At 50.5% G+C, this 685-nt stretch carries 2 tRNA genes and 1 rRNA gene; all 3 read right to left on the bottom strand.

From position 1 onward, the window contains the following. Positions 1-165 (bottom strand): 23S ribosomal RNA (locus PQU95_RS18490); the annotation flags it as partial. Positions 166-405: 240 nt separating this feature from the next. After that, positions 406-481 (bottom strand) — tRNA-Ala (locus PQU95_RS18485). 86 nt (positions 482-567) lie between these two features. After that, a tRNA-Ile gene (locus PQU95_RS18480) sits at positions 568-644 on the bottom strand. Positions 645-685 lie beyond the last annotated feature (41 nt).

Raw genomic sequence — 685 nt, 5'->3', positions numbered from 1 at the left:
CGCCTATATATTCAGCGCAGGATCTCCTTGCGGAGGGGTTTCCCCATTCGGATATCAGTGGATCAAAGCTCCATTGCCAGCTCCCCACTGCTTTTCGCAGGCTTGCACGTCCTTCATCGCCTGTGATCGCCAAGGCATCCACCAGATGCACTTAGTCGCTTGACCCTATCATTTCAGTTACCTTAATCTGATGAGCTTCGCGCTGGTGACTTGTCGCACACTAAGGCGTATACGACAGTCGATACAATCTTTCTACCCAAGTCGACGATTCATCACCATAAGAATTAACTTATCGTTTTGTCTCGCCGCTTGTAAATTGGCTTCTTCAGTTTGTTAAAGATCGGGCGTTTTACAACGCAAACAGAAATTCACTCAGCGTGCTGAATGCCTTTTTGTTTGCATTGGTGGTGGAGGATGACGGGATCGAACCGACGACCCCCTGCTTGCAAAGCAGGTGCTCTCCCAACTGAGCTAATCCCCCTCTAAACCCGAAATACTTCGTTGCTCAATCGCTCATGTACAGGCGTACATGTCGCTCTCTCGCGCCTTGTCTTTCGGCTTTATCCTTGGTGGGTCTGGTAGGACTCGAACCTACGACCCCTGCGTTATCAACACAGTGCTCTAACCGGCTGAGCTACAAACCCCCGTTTGTGCTGTCAGCCTTGCGGCCAACTTGCCCTTTCAA

This window comes from Vogesella aquatica (genome assembly GCF_028548455.1).
Lineage (GTDB): Bacteria > Pseudomonadota > Gammaproteobacteria > Burkholderiales > Chromobacteriaceae > Vogesella > Vogesella aquatica.
Note: the sequence above shows the minus strand (reverse complement) of the source record. Positions and strands in the feature narration are given on the sequence as shown.